Here is a 14,411-nt window from a genome sequence, read left to right on the forward strand (position 1 = left end):
TACTGAATTATTACATTAGTTATTACTGCCAATATTCAACTAAACCTTGGCTGCTAATACTGACTATCGAGCCAGGTGCTATCATTGCGGCAGAGTATACTACAGCGCCTTTGTTTTGGGTGTTTTTACTCAATTGAACTTGCCAGCGAGAAAGTCGTTTACCTGAGTCTATTTGCCATAAAAAGATTTCTCTTGATGGCGTACCTGTGAGTAATTGCTGGTCATTATTAACAAAGCGAGCACTTGAAAAATTCATTTGGCGTCGATTAATATCGAGATGACTTATTGGTTTACCGGTATCCGACTGCCACAGGGTGGCATTACCAGTGATATCGCTTGCAAAGCTGAGAGTCGCTGAATCGTTAATCGCCACTTTAGTGATGCGGGATGTTAACTGCCATTGTTGTAATGGTTGACCCGTTTGGGCTTGCCAAAGTAATACTTTACCATCATTCCCGCCGCTTAATGCTGTATTGCCATCGGCACTAATAGACACGCTATTCACTTTTTCTTGATGGCCCAAAAATTGAATTAAGCGTGATTTTTCAGGTGACAATGACATCACAGAGCCATCGACTAAACCCACAAGGGTTTGCCCTGTATTAGCGATGGCGACACTTTGCGCATAAGAAGGCAAAGACCACCATCCGACAGATGAACCATCGGTTAATCGCCATATTGCAAGTGAGTGGCTGCTAATTGTTGCAGCATAAAGGCTATTTGCTGATATCGCAGTATCAATGACGTTACTGGTATTTTGTTGTTGGCCTTGGAGCCACTGGTAAGACAACGTTGAGTCAGTAAGATCCCATACCTGTACGCCATTATGAGCCGTGCTAACCAAGGCGATGGTTGCATCATTTGACAAACTTGCACTATAACTGGCATCAGTAGTGATGACCTTAACTTTCGTCGCTGTTGGTTGGCATGCAGATAATAGGCTTACTAAGACTAGAGTTGGCCAAAAAAACAGCATTGGAACGCGTATCATGAACTTGCTCCTTGAATTATTGTCCTAAACCTTGTCATATAAGGTTTACCCAATGGTATAACCGTTTTAACTAGTATAAAGTGGCAAGAGAACATGACCAATTAAACATCTCATTGATTGAATGTATTAAGGTTATTGTAACCACTATAGGATGCTGAGGAAGCTTTAATGAAATCTATTTACAAATTATCGTTAGTTGCATTAGCCGTTGTTGGCCTTACTGCGTGTAATCAGGAACAAGACGTTGCTCAAAAGAAAGTTGAATTGACAACTGACGTTCAAAAAGAAGCATATAGTGTTGGTGGTTCAATTGGTAAGTACATGTCTGGTCACATTAAAGAGCAAGAAGAATTAGGCTTTGCTGTTGACCGCGCTATGGTGATTAAAGGCTTTAGCGATGGCTTAGGCGAAGAAATGCAGTTAACTGAAGAAGAAATGCAGACTGTATTACAAAACCTAGATAAAAAACTAAACGACAAGCGCTTAGAGCAAGCTGAAACGTTAGCTGCTAAATCAATTGCAGATGGCAAAAAATTCTTAGAAGACAATAAAGCCAAAGAAGGCGTAACCACGACTGAGTCTGGTTTGCAGTACGAAGTATTAGAGGCCGGTAGTGGTGAAAAGCCTGCTGCTGAAGATACTGTTGAAGTTCATTACCGTGGCACGTTAATTGATGGCACCGAATTTGACAGTTCATATGCTCGTGGTGAAACGGCTAAGTTCCCACTAAACCGTGTTATTCCTGGTTGGACTGAAGGCGTACAGTTAATGCCTGTAGGCGCTAAGTATAAGTTTGTTATCCCATCAGAATTAGCTTATGGCGAACGTGATACTGGCACTATTCCTGCTAACTCAACATTGGTTTTTGAAGTTGAATTAATGTCAGTAGAGAAAACACCTGCTGCAGTAGAAACTAAGTAATATCAACATTGTTTCAGTCGTTAAAAGACTGATAAATATAAATTAAAAAGGACGCTTCGGTGTCCTTTTTTGTTTACAGTTAAATTTGCTTAGAATGGCCTTGGATAAGTGATTAACTCCGTCGCTTTATATTGCTCAACGTTAGTCGTATCTCGTTAGTCGTTTAACGTTAGGTAATACCAAGTTAACTCCGCTAATCATTTTATTGTCATTACGTGCAAATTAGCCGCTCCTGACGAGTAGTTAACCCTCAGCAGATCAATGTCCATCATGTATATTAGAGACGGATTATAGCCATTTCAAACGGTAGAATAAGTACATTTGCAAACCTATCAGCGCAAACAATCCACCACAGAATGCGGCAAAAGCCCAATTTGATTCAGCGCCAGGTATTCCGCCAATATTGACGCCCAATAAACCTGTTAAAAAACCTAATGGTAAAAATACCGCCGAAATCAATGATAAGAAATACAGTCTCTGATTCACTTGTTCTGACTGTTGTGATTGAAGCTCTTCCTGCGTAACGCTGGCTCGATCGCGTATTGCATCAAGATCTTCTATTACTCGAATAAGGGTTTCGTGTATTTCACGTAAGCGGACTTTATCATTGTCGTCAAATAGTTCGCTGGCTTCTTGTAGCATACGAGAAAATGCTTCTCGTTGGGGCGCGAGGTAGCGACGCAATACTACGGTTTGTCTGCGCAGCTCGGCAATGTCAGTACGTAAGGTTTTGTTTACTTGAGTGACAACGCGTTCTTCTAATTCATCGAGCTGCTCTTCCAGTTTGCCAATAAACTCCACTTTACGTTGCGTCAGACGCTCACAAATGGCCATGATAAACGCTGCACTATCAACCGGACCTTTGCCTTGTGTTATCGCATCGGCAACATCAATCACCGATTGTAACTGGCGCTCGCAGGTTGAGATGATCTTGTGCTCTTCAGCGTAGATCCGCACTGCGACCATGTCTTCTGGATCGGAGTTTGGGTTTAAATTAACTCCTCGTAACGCCAGTAAAATTCCTTTGTCGGAACTTAATACTCGTGGACGAGTATCAGTGGCCAACAGAGTATCCATCTCAACCCTCTGTAAGCCGGAGTTGAGGATCCATTTACGAGCTTTAGGTTCACGATATCGCAGATGTAACCACAACAACCCATCAGCAGGCTGCCATTGTGCTATTTGTTCCGCGGTAAGTGACTGGCCAGCATTGGGGCCGGTAAGCAATAAACTGTATATAAAACCATTATTCATTATTAGAGATTCCATGTGATCACTATTGTAATAATTTACGCTATTTTTTTATCTTGCCCAAGTTTAAAACAACCTTATAAAATGAAATCCTTTATTTATCGTGCATTTAACCATCAAGCGCAATATTTGCTGAACTAACGAGCAGCAGAGTGGCCGTTCATCGGTTAAAATAGAAAAAATGCTAATAAAAGAGTACTAGTATGGAATATCAATTTCGTCGAAATCGCCTAGAAGGCACGGTCTTTGCTGAATTTAGCATGGGTCATGAAGTGTTAGGCAGATGGTTTGCTGAAGAGCTTGGTGACGACAAGAGCAAAGCTAATCATATTCTCACCCAGATTGTGTTAATCAAATCTGGGGCGCTTAACCATTTGCGGGATATCGGTGGAGAGTTAACTATCGACATCGACTTTGAGCAAGTGAGAGTGTTTGCCAGTGTGATTGATTTTGAGGAAGAGCACTTATTAGAAGACTCCATGAGCCTGTATAATGCGGAATCTGAGTGTTATTGTGGTCTGGAAGACTTTGAGTCAGTACTGCAAAGTTGGTTAGCATTTATTAACGATAAATAACCCATCTCTTAATTCTAGTGGATGATAAATAACAACAAAACCACGTTTAAGTGGCCTTGTTGTTAAATATGATTTTGATAGTGGGCTAATTGTTAAGGTAGCGTACGGCCATTTCTGTGCGAGATTTTGCATTTGCTTTACGCAGCAAATTCTTCACATGAACTTTAACAGTGCCTTCGCTGATGTGTAAGTCTTCGGCGATCATTCGATTACTTTTACCTTCCGCCAGCTCCTGCAATATTTGTAATTCACGCGGGGTTAAATTCTCTATCCAGCTGTTGTCGTCAATGGTATTTTTCAACTCATAAAGATAAGCTTCTACTTCATCACTAATGACTCGGTGACCCAGCATGGCTTTTTTGAGTTGCTCTAACAGTAAATCAGGCTCAGTGTCTTTGAGTAAATAGCCGTCAGCACCCGCTCGCAGTAGTCTAATGACATCTTGTTTAGCGTCTGAGACGGTTAAAATCACAATTCTTGCTGTTACACCTTCTTGACGCATAGCATTGAGAGTATCAAGCCCAGACATGCCTTTCATATTCAAATCGAGCAAAATAATATCGGGTTCATCTTCGGCTACGGCGGTAAGAGCTTCTAGTCCCGTGCCCGTTTCACCAAAAAGCGAAAAGTCACCGTCGGAGGTGATTAATTGGCAAATACCACGGCGTAATAATGGATGATCATCGACAACAAGTACGGAATACGGCTTACCCATTTAAAGGCTCCTGTTGAGGTGGAAAACTCAGCGTAACAGTAGTACCGCCGAGCTGGTTACTATTGAACGAAACGATACCATTCAGTTTGTTGGCGCGTTCATGCATGATGCCAATACCGAAATGCTGATCTCGTTCAGCTAAATGTGTCACGCCAATGCCATCATCACATATTGTAATAGTAATCATGCCATTATCTGTTAACTGACAATCTACCACTATATGAGCAGGGTTAGCGTGTTTAATTGCATTTAATGTCGCTTCGCGAATTAATTGTAAAATATGAATGTGTTGTTTAGCTTCAAGTAAATGTGCTGATATCTTGTAATTCAATTGGATATTGATATTCGTTTGATGACGTAATTGATCCAACATAACTTCAATAGCTTGACTTAAATTAGGCTCTTTAATGGTTAATCTAAAGGTTGATAACAGTTCACGTAATTGTACATAAGCAGTACTGACACCTTCATTAATCTCTGTCAATTGACCTTCTACTTCAGGGCTACGACAACTGTGAGCAAGACTTTTACGTAATAAACTCACCTGGATTTTCAGAAAAGATAATAATTGGCCAATTGAATCATGTAATTCTCTAGCGATGACCGCACGTTCTTCCAGTAGCGCCAGTTGCTGCCGTTGTTCAGTAGCATTATGGATAGTAATTGAACGGGTTAACATCATGGCGAAGTTTTCAAACAATAATTTATTCAATGGCTTATTAGATATTACATCTAAATAGCCCATTTGGGTCTTTTCTATTAATAGCGGAAACTGTACCGATTCAGTGGCTAACTCATCAGGCCAGCCGCCTTCAGCTTTAATAACGTCTTTAGAGCCATCATCATGCTCAACGACTAAGCGAAGAAAGGTTAAGTCTTCATAATATTTCAGCTGATTGATTGCAGATTGTAATGCTTTATAGTCGAGTTTATCAGCATGTAACATGAGTAGATTGTCGTATAAAAACTTTAGCTCATTGTTTGCTCGGGTTAATGCCAAGGTTTTTTCGTTCACTTGGTTTTCTAAATCTTCATATAAATGGGCTAATTCCGCTGCCGTCTTTTGCAGTGCATTACCTAGAGCCGTCAGTTCTATATAACCCGTTTTAGGCATCTCAACTTTGAAGTTACCTTTCGAAATTGTTGCTGCGCTATCCATCAACAATTGCAATGGTTTAACAACCCGTTTACGTGTGAATACTACGGCAAAGAAAGCGATAACAAGTAAAATAAATAAGCCGATAATCTGCCCAATAACCAATAACTTTAATTTAAAGGCCGCGAACAATTCCATCTTTAATACCAAGGTATCAATGGTGTCGACAAAGTCGGTTAATGAGGCTGAGTAAAGTCGCGTATTCCCTTCTTCAATATACACTCTCATCACTTGCCACTTATCGATAACTAATAAATATTGGTCTCGCAGCTCTTTGGGGCTATACCACTGAAGAGAGCGTTTAAGTGCTTCTGAACTAAGTGTATTTTCGAAGGCAGAAATTTTTTCATCGGTATTACTACTGCCGGCATTGGTATACAACAACAGCCTATAACTTTGCATTCGCAGTGAACCCGAGGCGTTGATGCCTTTGGCATCGCCTAAGCTGAAGGTTAAATTGACGATAGAAAACACCGCTAAGCTTGATGACAACAAAATTAAAATGAGCATTAAACTTAAAATGGTGGAAGTAAGGCTGCCACGAGTAAACATAAAATCCTGCTGTTGATAGCGATTAGTGATTAAAAATAAGTCAAAAGTACTGTTTTATATGATGTCCAATAGTGTGTTCTACATTAGGTATGGGTTGATAACATTAACAAGTTTACAAAACTGTGAAATACATCCTGTTTACATGTTGATCTGGCGCAAACTTTCATCGCTATACCCCATAAGGGGTATATTTAAAGCGGTGTTAAATCGCTAACTTTGACTTTGGAGATGTCGTGATTATTAAATTAAATATAATGTAACACGGAGATAAAGGGTGATGAAGATGAATATGAAATCAATTGCACTGAGTGCAGTGATGGCAGCCAGTTTTTTAGCTGCTGGCGCAATGGCGAGTGATAAAACGGAGCCTCGAAATGAGGTTTATAAAGATAAATTTTCTAAGCAATATGACAGCTGGCATGCAACTGATGAAAGTAAAGAAGTTGTCGATATGTTGGAAAAAGTACCTAGTCTAGTCGTATTGTGGGCAGGCTACGGCTTTGCTAAAGATTACAATGCACCACGAGGTCATATGTATGCGGTTACTGACGTAACGAATTCATTGCGTACCGGTGCGCCAAAAAATGCTGAAGATGGTCCAATGCCAATGGCGTGTTGGAGCTGTAAAAGTCCTGATGTGCCTCGTGTGATTGAAGAGCAGGGCGAAGATGGCTATTTCAGTGGCAAGTGGGCTAAAGGCGGTCCAGAAATTGTCAATGTTCTTGGTTGTGGCGATTGTCATGAAAAAGGCTCATCTAAGTTACGTATGTCTCGTCCGTTTGCAGAGCGCGCGATGACAACATTGAATACTCCATTTGATAAAGCTTCTCGTAAAGACAAGCAGTCAATGGTGTGTGCTCAATGTCACGTAGAATATTATTTCGAGAAAACGGCTGAACGTCCTGGTTTCGTTAAATTCCCTTGGGATATGGGTACCACTGTTGAGCAAATGGAAGTGTATTACGACAACATGGAGTTCTCTGATTGGACTCATGCTGTGTCTAAAACTCCTATGCTAAAAGCACAACACCCTGGTTATGAAACTTGGAAAATGGGTGTTCACGGTCAAAATAACGTGAGTTGTGTTGATTGTCATATGCCTAAAGTGACTAATGACAAAGGCCGCAAATTTACAGACCATAAAGTGGGTAACCCATTTGATCGCTTTGAAGAAACATGTGCAACTTGTCACAGTCAAAGCAAAGAGTTTATGGTTAAGCAAGTTAATGAAAGCAAACAGAAAGCACAAGACTTAAAAGCACGTGTTGAAACTCAATTAGTTAAAGCTCATTTTGAAGCTAAAGCTGCGTGGGATGCTGGTGCAACTGAAGTTGAAATGAAGCCAATCCTAATGGATATTCGTCATTCACAGTGGCGTTGGGATTATGCGACTGCATCTCATGGTGCATCATCTCATGCTCCTGCTGAAGTATTACGTATTTTAGGTACTTCATTGGATAAAGCAGCTGATGCTCGCGTTAAACTTGCTCAGTTACTCGGTGCAAAAGGTGTTAAGCAACCAATTGCTTACCCTGACACTTCAACGAAAGCAAAAGCACAAGCAGCATTAGGCATGGACATGAAAACCATGAATGCTGAAAAAGCTGAGTTTAAGAAAACACTGGTGCCTAAGTGGAAAGAAGAAGCTAAAAAGCGCGAAGCGACTTATAAATAAGTTGTACTTAGCATAAAAAATCTCCTCAGGTGTAAGCCTGAAAAATCTAACAAACAGCCCTCATTTGAGGGCTGTTTTTTTATCTGTGTTATGTAGAGATAGTTCACCGCTTTCTTGCTGCTAGGTAGCATGAAAGGTGGATGATTTGCTGCACCAAAACGATGCGTCGATGTTTCTTGTGCACTTGATTGGTGCCTTAATGTTAATAAATAAAAGAGTAAATAAAATAAAAGCTATATATAACAGTATTTTGAAAAAGTGGCCTAATGATTGAATTAACTCATCCAACAAATTAATAACAATTACATTTTTTCACACTTTTGGAGGTCGAGATGAAACTCGTCAGCGCTATCATCAAGCCATTTAAATTGGATGATGTCCGTGAAGCCATTGCAGGCATGGGCATTGAAGGTATGACTGTTACTGAAGTAAAAGGCTTTGGACGCCAAAAAGGTCACACTGAACTTTATCGTGGGGCAGAGTATCAAGTGGACTTTCTTCCTAAAGTAAAATTAGAAATTGCCACCAAAGATGAAAATTTGGACATGCTTATTGAAGCCATTACCAGTGCTGCACATACCGGCAAAATAGGTGATGGAAAAATTTTTGTGACTGATTTAGAACAAGCGATCCGTATTCGTACGGGTGAACTTGATAACGAAGCATTATAAGGAGGCTGCTATGGAAGAATTAACTCAATTAGGCCTGACGGTAACTGAACTACGTTTTGCATTAGACACGTTCTATTTCCTCATTTCAGGTGCGTTAGTTATGTGGATGGCAGCGGGTTTTGCCATGTTAGAAGCCGGCTTAGTTCGCTCAAAAAACACCACTGAAATATTAACTAAAAACGTGTGTTTATATTCAATTGCATGTGTGATGTTTTTATTCGTCGGATACAACATCATGTATGTCGACAATGTAGAAGGTGGTTTCATTCCTTCTTTTGGTTCGTTAATCGGTTCGCAAGCCGATGGTGCAGACCATGCTTTGGAATCAGACTTTTTCTTCCAAGTCGTGTTTGTTGCTACGGCAATGTCGATAGTATCTGGTGCTGTGGCTGAACGGATGAAGTTATGGTCTTTCTTAGCTTTTTCGGTCGTCATGACCGCTGTTATTTACCCTATTGAAGGTTACTGGACATGGGGTGGTGGATTCCTCTCTGAAGCTGGTTTTGTTGACTTTGCTGGTAGTGGCATTGTGCACATGGCTGGTGCTGCAGCTGCAGTATCTGGTGTGCTGCTTCTTGGTGCTCGTAAAGGTAAATATGGTGAAAATGGCCAAGTTCATCCTATTCCAGGTTCTAACTTACCAATGGCTACTTTAGGTATGTTCATTTTATGGATGGGTTGGTTTGGTTTCAACGGTGGTTCACAGCTGTTGGTTTCAGATGCTGAAAACGCCAGTGCTGTCGCTAAAATCTTTGTAAACACTAACTCTGCCGCCGCATTTGGTGCAATCTCAGCGCTTATTGTGTGTAAAGTTGTTTGGGGTAAAGCTGATTTAACCATGATTTTAAACGGTGCGTTAGCGGGTTTAGTGGCAATTACTGCTGATCCTTTATCACCTTCGTTGTTAATGGCTGGTGTAATTGGTTTGGTTGCTGGTGCAGTTGTTATCTTCTCAGTGATTGCATTTGACCGAATTAAAATTGATGATCCAGTCGGTGCCATTTCGGTGCACGGTGTTGCGGGATTCCTTGGACTAATGTTAGTACCATTATCAAATGCCGATGCTAGTTTTGGCAGTCAGCTATACGGTGCTGCGGTTATCTTCATTTGGGTATTTACCACATCGTTACTGGTATGGTTTGTATTAAAAATGACTATGGGTATCCGTGTGACAGAAGAAGAAGAGTACAACGGTATGGATGCTTCTGACTGTGGAGTAGATGCTTACCCTGAGTTTGTGAGTGTGAAAACCGCTGGCTAATGAGTTAATTAGTTAACATAGAAAACAGAACCTTAGGGTTCTGTTTTTTTTGCAGATTAATAACGTTATTACTGACTCAATGGAGGTAAATAAAGGGCCATATGCCAGTTTAACGTATACACTATTAGATGATGAAATCTGTGATGAGGTGATGATGAAACCAATACTGATAAATTTATTAATGGGATCTTTGTTATTAAGCGCAGCAAGCTATGCTGGCACCGTTGTGGTGAGCCAGTCATCAACGCCTTTTGATGCTTTTGCTGTTCGCGACAGTGTATTACAACAGCACGAATGGCAAGAGTTGTTAAGACAGCAACAGCAGATAATGATTTTGCAATCACTGCCTATTGGTTGTTTAGCCGTGACGTCACCATTTCATTATTTTAGCTGTGGCAATCAATTTTATCGTCCCTACGAATATCAAGACACACAACTTTTTATCCAAATAGATCCTCCTGTTAGTGTAAATCCTCCTCAGTAGCGAATAAGCCATTACAAACTTGTAGTGGTTGTTTTGGTCTAATGGGCATCTATTGACTATGCTTTTAGATAGCGTATTCCTATCTGAGGGCTGAATAATGTTTACTCATCACCCAAAAAAGACAGAGGTTAATCCCTTTGCCAAGGATGACCACTTACGACTTCAATGGACCTATCTACTGCTTGTTGTTTTACTTTTCAGCATGAGCGCTTGTCAATCAACTCAGCCCCAAAACAAAGCAATCAAGATTACTGACCTATTTCATGATGAAATGTTCATGCCTGTTGAGACTGTGGCTATTGATGATATTTATCGTTTACCTGATAAGTTTGTCGCACAATTTAGGCGACAGTTTCAAGCTGATAGTACTCTTCGCAGTCAAAATATTCTGGCTAATGAATGGTTGGCTCAATATATAGGCGCACAAGATGGTGGTTTTGAGTACCGTGATAATGTTACCCGCTCAGCCAGTGAAACGGTGCTTAATCGTCAAGGTAATTGTATGTCTTTGGTTGTGTTATCGGCGGCGTTGGCAGATGCGTTAAATGTGCCCGTGGAGTTTAATGACATAGATGTAGAACCCGTTTGGGATAGGCGAGGTGGTTTTTATTTAGTTAATGGTCACGTTAATTTACGTTTGTTACCTCCAAGGGCTAATAACACTGTGTTATTTAGAGGTACTGATGTTCTAGTGGACTTTTTGCCTGAACGCTCTGTGCGTGCTTATCATAAAAAAACAGTTAATAAGCGCCAGCTAACCGCGATGTTTTATAATAATATTGCAGCAGAAGCGTTAATTAAAACTGATTTTGATGCGGCTTATGCACTGATTAAAAAAAGCATTCAATTGGATCCGCAATATGTGGCGGCCATCAATACTCTAGCAGTTATTTATCGACATAAGGGCTACGAAGTTGAGGCTGAATATGCATATCGTTTAGCGTTACAAATTGACTCGCAAGATTTAACCACATTATACAATTTGGCGTTGATTTTAGGTGAACAAGGGCGTTTAGATGAATGGGCGCAAATACATAAAGTGCTTGAACTCGCGAGAATAAATAATCCATTTTACTATTTTGACATGGCTCAACAAGCGTATTTTGATAAGCAATATCAAGATGCACTCATATGGTATAAACGAGCAGTTGATAAAGCGGATTATCGTCATGAATTTTATTTTGGGTTGTCTAGGGCTTATTGGGCAACAGGTGAAGAGCGTCTGGCTGAGAAAAACCTTAAACGTGCGTTAGCCTTAAGTGATAGCAATAATAAGCAACGTTACCAAATTAAGCTGCAAGCGTTGAAACAGAATTAGTACCTTTAAGGCATTTGATACTGCGGTTGATAATTGTTTTGTTCAGCTAGGTCGAGTATCTCTTGGTAGCGATATGACTGTTTAAGTGTCGTAATGGCACTATCTACTCGGTTAGTCGTTTTTTGATCATAACAGGCAATTTTACGTTGAGCAGGGTCAAAGAGTGCCACTTCTGTTACTGGTATGCTGGTATCGAGTTTTGATTTGAGTAAATGACGATAATATTCAAATATTCGTCTTTCTAAAACAATGACCTCCACATATCCATTAAATAACATCACCACTTGGCTTTTCTGATTGGTGATTTCACTGTAGTTAGGGTTGGCATTCGCGATGTCTTTAAACTCATCACCTAAGTATTGTTTTGAATTTTGGAATCCTAAAATAGACAATGCGCTAAGATCGTTAATTTGTTCAATCTTAAGGTTATTTCTAGATAAGTAAAACACGCTATTTTGATATTCAAGCAAGCTCTGTGTATAAAACAGTCCTGCCACGTTATCGGGTGCATTGATCATGCAGTCTATTTTATTGGTTTTGACTAGGCGCTGCGCACGCAAATTAGGCGCATGCACAATCTCTTTTATGTCTATATTTTCACTGTCCAGAGCAGCCTTCAGAAGGTCATACTGCACACCAGTGTTTTCATCGGTAAAGAAGTAGGGTGCAATACTGTTACTGGTAGAGAAACTGATGCTATTAATGATCGAAATCAACGTTGTATGGTAATTTTGCGAGTGGAGTTCGACTAATTCGTGCGTATCATCGATGGGATCTACTGACGTGGCAATCGCAGGATTGCAAAGAGTTAACAATGAACCTAATAAATAAATATTAAAATATTTCAATCTGTTATCCTCCTCTGGATAGCTTGCCAAGTATTAAGTTGCTCATCTTCCTTGTGTTGAATTAATGATGTTAATCATTAAAGTAAAGCATATTAATATCATCAGAGTGTCTTTTTTATGAGACAGTTTATTTTAGTGATATTTGGTGCTAAAAAATCAATGTATAAGTGTATTTCATACTCGGTTTACGCGGTAGCCAAGTGAGCTCAGTTGCTATTGCTTCCTATTACGTATTCCCAATCACTTACTGATAGTCACTACTATCGGCACTGATGAATAATACTTGATTGATTTGTCGATAGATACTGGTTAAATTGATGATTCATGTTCATTTTTTCGATGGTTTTTTTAACATTTTTAATGAATTGTATCAGCTGATTTATTTTATTGAATCAGACTCATAAGACGTTTTGCCGGAGTTGTAACCACTATGCATTATCAAAATGACGATATTCGTATCGATGAAATAAAAGAATTGCTTCCACCCATTGCGATTCTAGAACGATTTCCGGCAACCGAACATGCATCATCAACTGTTTTCAATGCGCGTAACAGTATTCATCAAATTCTAGCCCGTAAAGATGATCGCTTATTAGTGGTGATTGGCCCTTGTTCAATTCATGATCCTGTTGCCGCCTTAGAGTATGGTCAACGCTTAGTTAAATTGCGGGAACAGTATAAAAATCAGCTTGAAATTGTCATGCGAGTGTATTTTGAAAAGCCGAGAACGACAGTAGGTTGGAAAGGGTTAATTAATGATCCGTATATGGATAACAGTTTTCAATTAAATGATGGTTTACGGACCGCTCGTAAATTACTCGTTGATTTAAATGACTCTGGTATACCAACAGCAGGTGAGTTTTTAGATATGATCACGCCTCAATATGTTGCTGACATGATGTGTTGGGGCGCTATTGGTGCACGTACTACCGAATCTCAAGTACACCGTGAACTATCATCGGGGCTATCTTGTCCAGTAGGATTTAAAAATGGTACCGATGGAACCATTAAAGTGGCTATTGATGCCATTGGAGCTGCGAGCGCTCCACATCATTTCTTGTCGGTCACTAAGTTTGGTCATTCAGCCATAGTGTCAACCAAAGGGAATCCAGATTGTCATATTATTTTACGTGGAGGTCGGGCGCCTAATTATAGTGCCGAACACGTGTCCGATATTGCCAAGCAGCTGGCTAAATCTGGTTTGATAGATAATATTATGATTGATTTTAGCCATGCTAATAGTAGTAAAGATTACAAGAAGCAGATGATGGTTGCCGATGATGTTGCAGGGCAAATATCTCAAGGTAATCATGCTATTTTTGGTGTGATGGTTGAAAGTCATTTAGTTGAAGGACGCCAAGACCTTATTGAAGGTAGTGCATTGTGTTATGGACAGAGCGTAACAGATGCTTGTATCGGCTGGGATGATACAGAGTCACTTTTAGCAACACTAAATAAGAGTGTACTTGACCGTCGTAAAGCTTGATATTTGATTAGTTACACCTAAAAAAATAAGGCGCACAATGCGCCTTATTTTTTTATATGTTGTACTAAGTATTCATTGGCCTTAGCTAAACTGCCAAACGCTGAAATAAGATTATCACGCCCTTTATCTTGCAGTTCAGGGTTACCTGATTCAATCATCATCCATACCCATGTTTGTATTAGTTGTAATGGTGGGTATTGAATTTTCGAGCTATCCAACATAAAGCATCCTTTAAACTAGTAAATCGTTGTTTGTTTATTATCAAACAGGCGTTTATCTGTGCTTGAAGAGTAACAAATTCTGCCAACAGAAATAACTCTATTTAGCTTAAAAAAGCATAAAATGACTAAAAAAATTTAAAAAGTAGTATTTTAGTCTGTGTAATTTTATTCATTGATAGTTCTAAAGTACTATTTGCCTGGCGCTCAAATAGCCCTTTTATGATAAACATGAGTGTGGACTTAATCCATAGTAATGTGACCGATGTCTGATTAGAAAATGACATAT

At 39.8% G+C, this 14,411-nt stretch carries 14 protein-coding genes; 8 read left to right on the forward strand and 6 right to left on the reverse strand.

Going from position 1 to position 14,411, the window contains the following annotated elements; genetic code table 11:
• Window positions 1-22: 22 nt before the first annotated feature.
• On the reverse strand, window positions 23-991 hold the full coding sequence (locus tag AAEY97_RS12145) for a WD40 repeat domain-containing protein (protein WP_101085299.1): 969 nt from the start codon (window positions 989-991) through the stop codon (window positions 23-25).
• A 168-nt stretch (window positions 992-1,159) separates the two neighbouring features.
• On the opposite strand from AAEY97_RS12145, the gene fkpA reads away from it, so the two are divergent.
• Window positions 1,160-1,912 (forward strand): FKBP-type peptidyl-prolyl cis-trans isomerase, encoded by a 753-nt coding sequence (gene fkpA / locus AAEY97_RS12150; RefSeq protein WP_101085300.1) that lies wholly within the window; start codon window positions 1,160-1,162, stop codon window positions 1,910-1,912.
• 288 nt (window positions 1,913-2,200) lie between these two features.
• Here fkpA and AAEY97_RS12155 read toward each other — a convergent pair whose 3' ends face one another.
• A complete protein-coding gene (locus AAEY97_RS12155) occupies window positions 2,201-3,166 on the reverse strand; it encodes a zinc transporter ZntB (RefSeq protein WP_162024393.1) in 966 nt (321 codons plus the stop codon).
• Between the two features lie 200 nt (window positions 3,167-3,366).
• On the opposite strand from AAEY97_RS12155, the gene AAEY97_RS12160 reads away from it, so the two are divergent.
• Window positions 3,367-3,738, forward strand: coding sequence for a YacL family protein (locus AAEY97_RS12160; protein WP_162023838.1), 372 nt, complete (start codon window positions 3,367-3,369; stop codon window positions 3,736-3,738).
• 85 nt (window positions 3,739-3,823) lie between these two features.
• Here the strand turns inward: AAEY97_RS12160 and AAEY97_RS12165 are convergent, their stop codons facing one another.
• Together AAEY97_RS12165 and narQ are read right to left on the reverse strand one after the other, a co-directional pair.
• The gene (locus AAEY97_RS12165) at window positions 3,824-4,453 is read right to left on the reverse strand and encodes a response regulator (protein ID WP_101085303.1); all 630 of its coding nucleotides are present in this window, start codon (window positions 4,451-4,453) and stop codon (window positions 3,824-3,826) included.
• Window positions 4,446-6,161: a nitrate/nitrite two-component system sensor histidine kinase NarQ gene (gene narQ, locus AAEY97_RS12170; protein WP_350999037.1), complete on the reverse strand. Its 1,716-nt coding sequence runs from the start codon at window positions 6,159-6,161 to the stop codon at window positions 4,446-4,448. Before narQ ends, AAEY97_RS12165 begins: the two co-directional genes overlap by 8 nt.
• Before the next feature lie 283 nt (window positions 6,162-6,444).
• Between narQ and nrfA the strand changes: the two genes are divergently transcribed.
• The 5 genes from nrfA (at window position 6,445) to AAEY97_RS12195 (ending at window position 11,570) form a co-directional block, all read left to right on the forward strand.
• The gene (gene nrfA, locus AAEY97_RS12175; protein ID WP_174839653.1) at window positions 6,445-7,836 is read left to right on the forward strand and encodes an ammonia-forming nitrite reductase cytochrome c552 subunit; all 1,392 of its coding nucleotides are present in this window, start codon (window positions 6,445-6,447) and stop codon (window positions 7,834-7,836) included.
• Between the two features lie 332 nt (window positions 7,837-8,168).
• Complete coding sequence (gene glnK / locus AAEY97_RS12180; RefSeq protein ID WP_011636110.1) at window positions 8,169-8,507, forward strand: P-II family nitrogen regulator; 339 nt, start codon at window positions 8,169-8,171, stop codon at window positions 8,505-8,507.
• A 10-nt stretch (window positions 8,508-8,517) separates the two neighbouring features.
• Complete coding sequence (locus tag AAEY97_RS12185) at window positions 8,518-9,768, forward strand: ammonium transporter AmtB (RefSeq protein ID WP_101085306.1); 1,251 nt, start codon at window positions 8,518-8,520, stop codon at window positions 9,766-9,768.
• Window positions 9,769-9,817: 49 nt separating this feature from the next.
• A complete protein-coding gene (locus AAEY97_RS12190; RefSeq protein WP_502959460.1) occupies window positions 9,818-10,252 on the forward strand; it encodes a hypothetical protein in 435 nt (144 codons plus the stop codon).
• Window positions 10,253-10,454: 202 nt separating this feature from the next.
• On the forward strand, window positions 10,455-11,570 hold the full coding sequence (locus AAEY97_RS12195; protein ID WP_502959461.1) for a tetratricopeptide repeat protein: 1,116 nt from the start codon (window positions 10,455-10,457) through the stop codon (window positions 11,568-11,570).
• 5 nt (window positions 11,571-11,575) lie between these two features.
• On the opposite strand, the gene AAEY97_RS12200 is transcribed toward AAEY97_RS12195, so the two are convergent.
• Complete coding sequence (locus AAEY97_RS12200; protein ID WP_350999044.1) at window positions 11,576-12,418, reverse strand: substrate-binding periplasmic protein; 843 nt, start codon at window positions 12,416-12,418, stop codon at window positions 11,576-11,578.
• A 430-nt stretch (window positions 12,419-12,848) separates the two neighbouring features.
• Here AAEY97_RS12200 and aroG point away from each other — a divergent pair, with 430 nt between their 5' ends.
• Entirely contained in the window at window positions 12,849-13,904 is a 1,056-nt protein-coding gene (gene aroG / locus AAEY97_RS12205; RefSeq protein ID WP_350999047.1) for a 3-deoxy-7-phosphoheptulonate synthase AroG, read from the forward strand.
• A 44-nt stretch (window positions 13,905-13,948) separates the two neighbouring features.
• On the opposite strand, the gene AAEY97_RS12210 is transcribed toward aroG, so the two are convergent.
• Window positions 13,949-14,125: a hypothetical protein gene (locus AAEY97_RS12210; RefSeq protein WP_011636116.1), complete on the reverse strand. Its 177-nt coding sequence runs from the start codon at window positions 14,123-14,125 to the stop codon at window positions 13,949-13,951.
• Between the last annotated feature and the right edge of the window lie 286 nt (window positions 14,126-14,411).

Source organism: Shewanella sp. TB7-MNA-CIBAN-0143 (genome assembly GCF_040310065.1).
In the GTDB taxonomy this organism is placed as follows: Bacteria; Pseudomonadota; Gammaproteobacteria; order Enterobacterales; family Shewanellaceae; genus Shewanella.

What these genes read in the sequence shown, in the direction of transcription:
- AAEY97_RS12145 (WP_101085299.1), bottom strand. Translation starts at nt 991, where the DNA reads ATGATACGCGTTCCAATGCTGTTTTTTTGGCCAACTCTAGTCTTAGTA.
- fkpA (WP_101085300.1), top strand. Translation starts at nt 1,160, where the DNA reads ATGAAATCTATTTACAAATTATCGTTAGTTGCATTAGCCGTTGTTGGC.
- AAEY97_RS12155 (WP_162024393.1), bottom strand. Translation starts at nt 3,166, where the DNA reads ATGAATAATGGTTTTATATACAGTTTATTGCTTACCGGCCCCAATGCT.
- AAEY97_RS12160 (WP_162023838.1), top strand. Translation starts at nt 3,367, where the DNA reads ATGGAATATCAATTTCGTCGAAATCGCCTAGAAGGCACGGTCTTTGCT.
- AAEY97_RS12165 (WP_101085303.1), bottom strand. Translation starts at nt 4,453, where the DNA reads ATGGGTAAGCCGTATTCCGTACTTGTTGTCGATGATCATCCATTATTA.
- narQ (WP_350999037.1), bottom strand. Translation starts at nt 6,161, where the DNA reads ATGTTTACTCGTGGCAGCCTTACTTCCACCATTTTAAGTTTAATGCTC.
- nrfA (WP_174839653.1), top strand. Translation starts at nt 6,445, where the DNA reads ATGAATATGAAATCAATTGCACTGAGTGCAGTGATGGCAGCCAGTTTT.
- glnK (WP_011636110.1), top strand. Translation starts at nt 8,169, where the DNA reads ATGAAACTCGTCAGCGCTATCATCAAGCCATTTAAATTGGATGATGTC.
- AAEY97_RS12185 (WP_101085306.1), top strand. Translation starts at nt 8,518, where the DNA reads ATGGAAGAATTAACTCAATTAGGCCTGACGGTAACTGAACTACGTTTT.
- AAEY97_RS12195 (WP_502959461.1), top strand. Translation starts at nt 10,455, where the DNA reads ATGAGCGCTTGTCAATCAACTCAGCCCCAAAACAAAGCAATCAAGATT.
- aroG (WP_350999047.1), top strand. Translation starts at nt 12,849, where the DNA reads ATGCATTATCAAAATGACGATATTCGTATCGATGAAATAAAAGAATTG.
- AAEY97_RS12210 (WP_011636116.1), bottom strand. Translation starts at nt 14,125, where the DNA reads ATGTTGGATAGCTCGAAAATTCAATACCCACCATTACAACTAATACAA.